Below are 8,538 nucleotides of genomic sequence, written 5' to 3'. Positions count from 1 at the left end.
GAGAAAGGTGGTGGGCTGGTCGATCGCCGACCACATGCGCACCTCCCTGGTCACCGACGCGATCGAAATGGCTGTGGCCACCCGCGGCGGCCGGGCCCACGGCGTCGTTTTTACACCGACAGGGGCGCCCAATACAGCGCGGCCGCCTTCGCCGAGGTCTGCCGCCGGCACGGCATCCGCCGCACTGCAAGCTGAGGCCAAGGACCTCGAGGGGGAGATCCTCAGCCTCGTGCGTCAGATGGCTCCTGAGCTGCTGGAACTGCAAGGAGTCGGACCGATCAGCGCAGCCCAGGTGCTGGTCAGCTGGTCACACCCGGGGCGCTTTCGCTCCGAGGCAGCCTTCGCGTCCTTCGCCGGCGTCTCTCCCATTCCGGCTTCTTCGGGGCTCACAAACCGGCACCGCATCAACCGCAGCGGTGACCGACAGCTGAACCGCGCCCTGCACACCATCACGCTCATCCGCATGCGGCTGGACCCGGCCACGAGAACGTACGTGGCCCGCAGGATGGGCGAGGACAAAACGTCCCGCGACGCACAGCGCTGCTTGAAACGAGCCGTCTGCCGTCAGCTGTTCAAGCTCCTCGAACGCTCGCATCGAACCCCGACGATCTCGTCCGAACCGCTTGACGCGATATAGCAGCCTCGGGGGTGCCGAGGCCGACACGCCCGACCTCGTGGACCTCACACCAGCCGAAATCCGTCGTCTGCTGGCAACTCAACCCTCCACCGTCCTGCACGCCGCGACCACGTGCTGAACTGGTCACGATGGCGCCGCCGTCACCAGGCACGTGCCCGACGCTGTCACTACATGCGGCGCGGACACACGTTGGTGGGACGACCTGTCCAAGCCCGCCCCATGCAGCCGCACCCCCGCTACACTCCCCACCGCCAGTCCGTTGACCAGCAGAAATACAGAAGCCCGGCTGGAGTATTAGACCGTGTCCTATGTGGTGAGGTCTCGTTGACCTCGATATGGGGCAGGGTGCATGGAGTTGGATTGTTCCGGACGGGCTGTGGGAGATCGTGAAGCCGCTGATCCCGCCGTCGAAGGTGCGGCCGCAGGGCGGCTGGACGCAGGACACGCCTGGTGAGACGCTGTTCGCGGCCATCATCTATGTCCTGGTCAGCGGCTGTGCCTGGCGGGCCCTGCCTCCCCGCTTCGGCGTCTCGAAGTCGACCGCCCACCGCCGGTTCCTCATCTGATCCAGAGCCGGGGTCTGGGGCCGCCTGCACGAGGCTGTGCTGCACCGGCTCGATGATGCCTGCCTGGTCGATGTCACCCCGCGTTGTCCTCGACTCCGCCCACGTCGCGGCCAGTTCAGCCTGGATGCGGTCGGCCTCCTCCTGCAGCTCGTCCACGCGACGACGAGCTCGCGCTGTTCCAGCAGCCCCACGACCGACGGCATCCATGACCTCCACAGGGGTGGCGACACGACAGACCACCACTCCCACAGGATCTTTGACCCTTTGCCCGACCAGCAAAAACGCCGTCCTCAAGCCCGGAATGGCAACAGCTTCTGAAACTCGTTGACCCATCGCATCCAAGTTTTACGGAGCGATCAGTTCGGCGAGGGTGCGGGGCCGGAGTCGGCGGACGCCGATGGTCCCGGCTTGGCGGGCGGCTCGGCAGCCGAGTCGCTCGTCGCAGTCAAGAAGAGGATGGCGCCAAGGACAACGAGCCCGGAGGCCGCAATCGTGTGCAGCCTCGCCCTGCGGACAGCGTTTCGGACCGACCAGGCATGGATCAGTGCGAGGAGCCGGTGTTGGAGCAACTGGGCCTCTTCTGCGTTGGCGCGAGCATCGGCAAGGCCTCGTTCGAGGATTTTGGTCCGCAGCGGGTCTTGCTCTCGGCTGAGTCTTATCGCGAGGTCCGCGGCGACCGCTTGGTGGAGGCGGAGGCGCGAACGCAGTTCGCCCAGAGAACGGTAGGGGCCGTAGTAGGCGGCCGGGTTTCGTGCGATGGCATCCCGCAGTTGCGTCATCTCGGGCGCATCGAGGTCGTCGAGTGTGGCGAGACACGGGGTCAGCGCCTCACCGGTCTGCCAGATGGCCCAGCCGACACCGAGCACCGTTAGTGCAAGGCCGCCGAGTGCGGCGAACGTGTCGCCCCAGTCGTGGATCCGACCGACGGCGGTCAAGGGGCCGCCTCCGACGAGGAGGGCACCTACCGTCGCGACAGCGACGACTGTCCAGCGGGCGGTGGCCCGGAGATCTGCGATGGCGTCGCCCGGACCGGTGGAGACGGGATCGGCGGGGCTTTGCGGGGGCGGGGCGGGAATGGAGGTCATGGAATGAGGTCAGCAGTCGTCGGGGTCTTCCCCATGGCGGCGGAAGATATGGCCCTCAGTATCGACTTGCCGCTGGTAGGGAAGCCACTGCCGACCGTCCCAGCAGAGCAGTACGTCGTCACCGTCGATGTGTGTGTCACCGATCGCAGGCTCGGCGTCGTCGGCAGCATCCATGGGCCCAGTATGTCTGAGGCGCCCTGGTCTGAGGGTAGAAATCCCGGAAGTAGGCAGGGGGGAAAGCTGATGCCGGACAACGCAGAACTCAGGGTCCTCTACAAGAAATTGACGTACGCCAGACAACTGCTGGCACAACAGCGGATATCGGATGCCCGCAGGGTCCTGCTCGCGGTGGAGGCCGCAGCAGACGGCGTGGCCGAAACGGGGTTGCAGTTCAGGCTCTACCGGCTCCTGGGGCAGGCGACGCGCATGGAAGGTCGGCTGAGGGAGGCAGAGGCCCACTACGCCAAGAGCCTGCAGATTGCCGAGGACGAGTCCCAGCGGAGCATCGCGTTGGAAGGCATGGCCCTGACGGCCGCGCGGGCGGGCCTGTTGAAACGGGCCATCCGGTTGTTCGAGACGTCAGCCGAGGCAGCCCTCGCCGCCGAGGACATCGAGGGGTACGTGGTGGTTCTGCAGAACCACGCCAACGTCCTCACCCAGCACGGTCTTGATGGTGCCGAGGACGCGCTGCGTCGGGCTCTGGCGGTACCGGGAGCCGGCGCCGTCGCACGCGGCGTCATCACTGACAACCTTGCCCAGGAACTGGGCCGGCAGGGCCGCTACGACGAAGCCGCAGAACTGGCCGCCACGGCTGCACGAACCCTCACCGCTGCCGGTGCCGACCTTGGCGCAGCCAAGGCTTGGATGAACATGGCGTATCTCGGTCGGCAGGCCGGACGTGACGCGGATGACCAGGAGACCGCCTTCACTCGCGCCCATGACCTGCTCAAGCGGGTCAGCGACTTCGTCGACAAGGAACATTACGCGCTCTACGAGATGCGGGTCATGCAGATCCAGGCACGCACCAAGGCGCTGTTACAGGAGCGGAATCCCTCAACGAACATCGACCTGGTGTTCATCGCCCAAACAGTCCTGGGAACGAATCTCGCCAACGACGCAGAGCGCAAGGTCGAGCAGGGAGATTTCGCTGCTGCGGAGGAGCTTTCGTACCAGGCCGAAAGCCACTGGGAACGGATGCGGGCCACGCACAAGCTGCCGAGAGTTTGGAACCAACTGGGCCTGGTCCATATTTGTACGGGAGCTGCCGAGCGTGCGCTGGAGGTGCTCTCCCGCTGCCGGCACGTGGCCCATGGGCTCGGTGACGCCCACGCGGAGTGCGTCACCCTGCGCCATCTGGCCATGATCGAAAACCGGTTCGGGATCGGTGAGGAAGGAGAACTCGGCCTCCTCCTGAGGGCCCGTAGGCTGGGCGAGGTTGCACAACGTCAACGGGCTACTCGGCTTGAGAACGCAGTTCATCCAGCGGGGCCGATGGGGGGAATCATCGACGGCAGGTTGGCCGTAATCTGCGCCCTCAACGGAGCGTGGGAGCTTGCCGACTTCTACATCAAGTACAGCCTTGCCGCTGCCGAAAGCCCTGCACATGGTTCCCCGAGGCAGCTCGCGACCCGGCTGGGGATTCGGCTGCGGATCCTTCAAGAACGCAGGCTGACAGATGCTTCGGCTGAGACAGAGACCGCTGCCGCGGAGATGGTGGACCGGCTCACAAAACTCGTTGAACACCACCATGCTGATCCGCAGTTGCTGATGGGGGCGTACGGGGCCATCGGCCGGTACCGCTTCAAGAGCGGGGAGCGCAGCCCTGCTCTGTTCAGCCAGCTGGTGGCAGCGTGTGACGCGTACGAGGATCTGCGCAGAAAGGCACTCGACATCGGATCCCTGGCCGAGTACGAGACGACCGTGGCCCCGCCGTACGAGGAAGCGGTCGCAACTGCCCTGGGGCTTGGCCGTCCCGCTCAGGCGTTCGCCTTGGCGGAGCGAGCCAGGGGCCGGTCGCTGTTGGATGCCCGGCGCCATACCCGTCCGGCGGTGGCCACTGGCGCCGCTGACGACGCCGTGCTTGACCGGGAGCGGGACCTGTGGCGCCGCCAGCGTGGACTGCGCGAAGAGCTGTCGGCCAGGAGGGAGGGAGAGGAAGCCGCGGCTCGAGTACAGCGCTTGACCGCGGTGGCCAGGGAACTGGACCGTGTACGGCACGAACTCACCGACTTGTGGGACCGACTGTCGACCGCGCATCCGGAGTTGCGCATCCACCGGATGTCTGAACCAATCACTGCCGGGGAGGCGGCACGTCTGCTCGGCTGTTCCAGCGCCTCCGCTCTTGTCGCATTCTGGTCGAGTTCCGAGTCACTGTATGCATTCGTGCTCGAAGCAGATCGAGCCGATCCCGCTCTTCTCCCGCTGGGCCGTCGCGAGGACTTGGGGTGGCAGCAGTACGCCGATGCCATGCGCGCTCTGCAGCAGGCCCACTCGGCATCAGGCCAAGCAGCGGCCCTCGACGCGATGCTGCGGAGCCCGCTTCACAGGGCCATACGAGAGGCGCTGGAAGGCGCGGGCCTACCCGGCACCCCTGTGTTGGTCGTGCCGCACGACCTGCTGCATGCCGCGCCGTTGCATCTACCCTCGGCCTCCACGAGAACGCAGGGGGGCCCGGAGCAGATGAGTCGGCCGACGCGGTATCTTCCGTCCGCGTCCTTGCTTAGGACCGGCAGCAGCGCGTTACATCGGGATGGCACGGTACTGGTCGGGGGCTTTCCGGGAACCGGGCCACAGAAGCTCACGTACTACCGCAGCGAGTGCGCCGAGGTCGCCGACCGGCTCGGAGGCACCGCACGCCTGGATGAGCAGGCCACATGCGGCTGGCTGGAGACAGCCGTCAACACAGAGCACCGGCTCTCACTGGTCCACCTCGCCTGTCACGGGAAATTCGACGAACTTCGCCCAGAACGCAGCGGACTGTTCCTCGCTGGCTCCGACGTCTCGCGCCCAACCGAAGTCATGCGGACCGAACGTCTTGCCGCCATGGACTGGACGGGAGCACTGGTCACTCTGAGCGCCTGCGGCAGCGGCCGACATCAGGTTAAAGGACGGGACGAACTGGTCGGGTTGGGGCGCGCACTCCTGTCAGCCGGGGCGCGCGGTCTCGTCTTGAGCCTCTGGCCGGTGGCCGACTTCGACACAGGTGTCCTGATGTCGCTGTTCTACGAATCGCTGGCCGCAGCGCCGGCCTGGGACGCGGATGTTGTCGCTGGCACATTGACCACCGCCCAGCAGCGTATGGGCTCGTGGTCCGCGGCCGACCTCATCGTCTGGGCGTGCAGCCGGCTGGAGTCTTCACGGCGCCTTCCCGACACCGATCGGTTAAGCCTCGCCGCGCTGGCCCGCGCCCACCACAGGGCGGGCAACCACGACGAGAGTGACCGCTGGTCCGCCCATGTCAGCCGCGCCGAGCAGACGCCCTTGAGCCCGGGCCCGACACCCAACTGGCAAGAGCAATGCCGCCTGGCCGCAGGCGGCAACGGTTACAGCCGACGAATGTTTCCCAGCGCAGCGGCATGGGGGCCCTTCGTCTTCTACGGAGCCTAAACTCCCTCCAACGAGCATCACAACCGACCCGCAACGGAAGGCGGCCCTGAAGCCGGGTCCGTTCGGCTTTGAGCTCCTTCAACTGTCGTGGTAGTTTGTCGAGTTCGGTGTCCCGGCGGGCTTCGCCGGGGGTGCGGGCGCCGTGATGGTCATGCGCTGGTCCCATTCGGTGAGGATGGCTCTGGCCCGCTTCATCGTGGCCCGGCTGACGCCAGCTTCCTTGTAGAGGTTCTCCTTGATCAGGCCTCCGTCGGTGCGGGCGTGTTTGTTCGCGAGGAGTCGTTCCATGGCTGCTCGCAGGGCTTTCTCGGCCTCGGCTTGATCACGGATCCGACGTCGTCGAGCTATTGGTGGAGCTGCTCCTGTCTGCATCGAGGGATCTTCGGCGTCTCCAGCAGGTTGAGCAGGCTGGCCTCCTCGCTCCGCCAGATCCTCAGGCGTGCGGCAGCGATCACGCTGTTCGGGCAACGGCCGGGCTGCAGCGGTCGATCAGCGGCCCTACGTGCCCCGAGAGGTGCGGCCGCGTTCTCCAGGCAGCGGGCGCCTGTGGGGTTGGATTCTAAGAAGTCATCTCATTTGGCGAGCCGGCGGTAGCAGATGAGGGTGCAGGCGAGGCTCGTGAAGGCGAGGAAGTGCTCGGCTTTGCGCTCGTAGCGACGGTGGAGGCGACGGTATCCGGCGAGCCATGCCATGGTGCGTTCGATGGTCCACCGGTGCTGGCCGAGCCGCTGTGAGGTCTCGACTCCTTTTCGGGCTATGCGGTGCCGGATGCCCCGCTGGGATAACCATCGCCGCAGGTGGGAGTAGTCGTATCCCTTGTCGGCGTGCAGCTTCTCGGGCTTGCGCCGTCGGGGGCCTCGCCGGGATCGGATCGGCGGTATGCCCTTCACGAGCGGGATCAGGGCCTGGCTGTCGTGGACGTTGGCGCCGGAGATGCCGACAGACAGGGGCAGACCGGTCCGCTGGGTGATCAGGTGGATCTTTGAGCCGTACTTGCCCCGGTCGACAGACATCCCACGCAGGTAACGCGTCAAGCGGCTTGTGCCGGGAGGCTTCCTCCAGGCTGGTTGGGAAAGGCCTTCTCCTCGTCGTAGTACTCGCCGTGTTGGAGGCAGTGGAAGAGCATCCCCATGAAGCGGTTGAAGAGGTTGCGTTGGGCGGCGATGTGGCGGTCACCTGCTTCTTTGCGACGGTCGTAGTGGGCTCTGGCGCCTGGGGAGGCGGTCAGGGAGGCGAAGGCCCAGACGTAGCCGACGGCGGCCAGCCGCTGGTTCTTGACCCGGCGGGCCATCACTGTGCAGCTTTTGCCGCTCGCCCGGGTGACCGGTGCACTGCCGGCGTATGCCTTCATCGCTCCGGCGGTCGTGAAACGAGCCCGGTCATCGCCGATCTCGGCCAGGACCCGGGCGCCGGTGAGGGACCCCAAGCCCGGAAGGCTGGAGACGATCGGGGCGTCCGGATGCTGCTCGAAAGTCTCCCTTGTGGCGGCTTCGAGCTGGTCGGCATTGGTGCAGGCTGCTTCCAGCTGACGCAGCAAGGCGGTGGTCTGCCGGCCGAAGGCCTCCTCAACCTGAGGTAGCTGGTGGAGGTACTCGCGGTGGAGGACCTCGTGGAGCCGTTCGGCCTCGGCTTCGATGCCGCGCAGGCGTCCAGCCTGTTTGAGTAAGGACTGCAGACGTCGGCGTGTGAGGCGAGCCGCCGCTGTGGGCGTCGGCGCCGCGGCCAGGATGCTCCGGGCCTCGGGCGAGCAGATGCCCTCCCGTTTGTCAGCGAAGGCTGCAAGGATCGCAGGGTAGAACTCACGAAGCTGAGAGCGGAGTTTGTTGTGGGCCTGGCCCCGGTCCCAGACCGCGTCCTGCTGAGCTCGTGCCAGCACCGCAATGGCCTGGGCCAGCTCGGAATCCTTCGGTAGAGGCCGGTGAGCGGCCATGTCAGTGCGCAGGATGTTCGCCAGGGCAGCAGCGTCGATGGCGTCCGACTTCTTCCTCGCAACCGAGTGCCGGTCTCGATAGCGGGCCACCGCCAGCGGATTGATCGCGAACACGGGGCGTCCCGTCGCCCGCAAACAGGCGACCAGTAGTCCGCGGGACGTCTCGATCGCGACCGGGATCGGGTGATCCTTGCTGTCTCCGTACTCGGTCAGCAGAGCCGTGAGCTGGGTGAATCCAGCAGCATCGTCGTTGATTCGCAGCTTGGCGAGACGTGTTCCGCCGGCGTTGACGAGCGCGACATCGTGGTGGTCTTCTGCCCAGTCCACCCCACAGAACACCGGCACTGGTAACCCTGCGATTTCCATCATGTTCTCCCTGGTGATCCACCATCTCTGCAGGTCAGAGCCTGTGCAGGGTGCGCGTGCTCCCTAATGGAAGTGCTCGAGGCACAACATCCCACCAGCCGTTCGCAACCCCAGCGAACTGCACGGTCCTTCGTCTTCGTGAGAGCTCTCAGGCTCGCGACGCGATGAAAGGTGCTCCGTGCGGTTGGCTCAGGCCACGACCATCGAAACGCTCGGTGCGAACCGTCTGGTGACGTGATCAGAACTGGGCCTGCTAAGAGGTCCTAACAGAAGTTGTTGATCATGTGACTTTCGGGGTGAATGGTCGTTGGTCTGGTCGTGGGAAAGCGACAGTCGCGGCCGTGGATC

Annotated in this window: 7 protein-coding genes and 2 pseudogenes; 4 read left to right on the top strand and 5 right to left on the bottom strand. The window is 66.0% G+C overall.

All coding sequences use genetic code 11. The features are described from left to right. From ABZ915_RS48565 to ABZ915_RS48555, 3 genes and pseudogenes are all read left to right on the top strand, one after another. A pseudogene (locus ABZ915_RS48565) lies at positions 1 to 186 on the top strand (DDE-type integrase/transposase/recombinase); the annotation flags it as partial. Between the two features lie 52 nt (positions 187 to 238). After that, the gene (locus ABZ915_RS48560; RefSeq protein WP_361817853.1) at positions 239 to 637 is read left to right on the top strand and encodes an IS110 family transposase; all 399 of its coding nucleotides are present in this window, start codon (positions 239 to 241) and stop codon (positions 635 to 637) included. Positions 638 to 972: 335 nt separating this feature from the next. Continuing rightward, positions 973 to 1,309: pseudogene (locus ABZ915_RS48555) on the top strand (transposase); the annotation flags it as partial. A 250-nt stretch (positions 1,310 to 1,559) separates the two neighbouring features. On the opposite strand, the gene ABZ915_RS48550 reads toward ABZ915_RS48555, so the two are convergent. After that, positions 1,560 to 2,288, bottom strand: a complete 729-nt coding sequence (locus tag ABZ915_RS48550; protein ID WP_361817851.1) for a hypothetical protein — start codon at positions 2,286 to 2,288, stop codon at positions 1,560 to 1,562. Between the two features lie 9 nt (positions 2,289 to 2,297). Further along, entirely contained in the window at positions 2,298 to 2,462 is a 165-nt protein-coding gene (locus tag ABZ915_RS48545) for a hypothetical protein (RefSeq protein WP_361817848.1), read from the bottom strand. A 69-nt stretch (positions 2,463 to 2,531) separates the two neighbouring features. Here ABZ915_RS48545 and ABZ915_RS48540 point away from each other — a divergent pair, with 69 nt between their 5' ends. Next, positions 2,532 to 5,894, top strand: a complete 3,363-nt coding sequence (locus ABZ915_RS48540; RefSeq protein WP_361817845.1) for a CHAT domain-containing protein — start codon at positions 2,532 to 2,534, stop codon at positions 5,892 to 5,894. Positions 5,895 to 5,972: 78 nt separating this feature from the next. Here the strand turns inward: ABZ915_RS48540 and ABZ915_RS48535 are convergent, their stop codons facing one another. The 3 genes from ABZ915_RS48535 to ABZ915_RS48525 form a co-directional block, all read right to left on the bottom strand. Next, a complete protein-coding gene (locus ABZ915_RS48535) occupies positions 5,973 to 6,182 on the bottom strand; it encodes a hypothetical protein (RefSeq protein ID WP_361817842.1) in 210 nt (69 codons plus the stop codon). Positions 6,183 to 6,466: 284 nt separating this feature from the next. After that, entirely contained in the window at positions 6,467 to 6,907 is a 441-nt protein-coding gene (locus ABZ915_RS48530; RefSeq protein WP_361817839.1) for an IS5 family transposase, read from the bottom strand. Positions 6,908 to 6,924: 17 nt separating this feature from the next. After that, the gene (locus ABZ915_RS48525; protein ID WP_361817836.1) at positions 6,925 to 8,193 is read right to left on the bottom strand and encodes an IS110 family transposase; all 1,269 of its coding nucleotides are present in this window, start codon (positions 8,191 to 8,193) and stop codon (positions 6,925 to 6,927) included. Positions 8,194 to 8,538 lie beyond the last annotated feature (345 nt).

The organism is Streptomyces sp. NPDC046915, assembly GCF_040644935.1.
GTDB lineage: Bacteria > Actinomycetota > Actinomycetes > Streptomycetales > Streptomycetaceae > Streptomyces.
The sequence above is the reverse complement of the archived record's forward strand: the minus strand, read 5'-3'. Positions and strand labels throughout refer to the sequence as shown.

Bases quoted from the DNA above. Each gene is read 5' to 3' on its own strand.
- ABZ915_RS48560 (WP_361817853.1), top strand. From the start codon at position 239: ATGGCTCCTGAGCTGCTGGAACTGCAAGGAGTCGGACCGATCAGCGCA.
- ABZ915_RS48550 (WP_361817851.1), bottom strand. From the start codon at position 2,288: ATGACCTCCATTCCCGCCCCGCCCCCGCAAAGCCCCGCCGATCCCGTC.
- ABZ915_RS48545 (WP_361817848.1), bottom strand. From the start codon at position 2,462: ATGGATGCTGCCGACGACGCCGAGCCTGCGATCGGTGACACACACATC.
- ABZ915_RS48540 (WP_361817845.1), top strand. From the start codon at position 2,532: ATGCCGGACAACGCAGAACTCAGGGTCCTCTACAAGAAATTGACGTAC.
- ABZ915_RS48535 (WP_361817842.1), bottom strand. From the start codon at position 6,182: ATGGAACGACTCCTCGCGAACAAACACGCCCGCACCGACGGAGGCCTG.
- ABZ915_RS48530 (WP_361817839.1), bottom strand. From the start codon at position 6,907: ATGTCTGTCGACCGGGGCAAGTACGGCTCAAAGATCCACCTGATCACC.
- ABZ915_RS48525 (WP_361817836.1), bottom strand. From the start codon at position 8,193: ATGATGGAAATCGCAGGGTTACCAGTGCCGGTGTTCTGTGGGGTGGAC.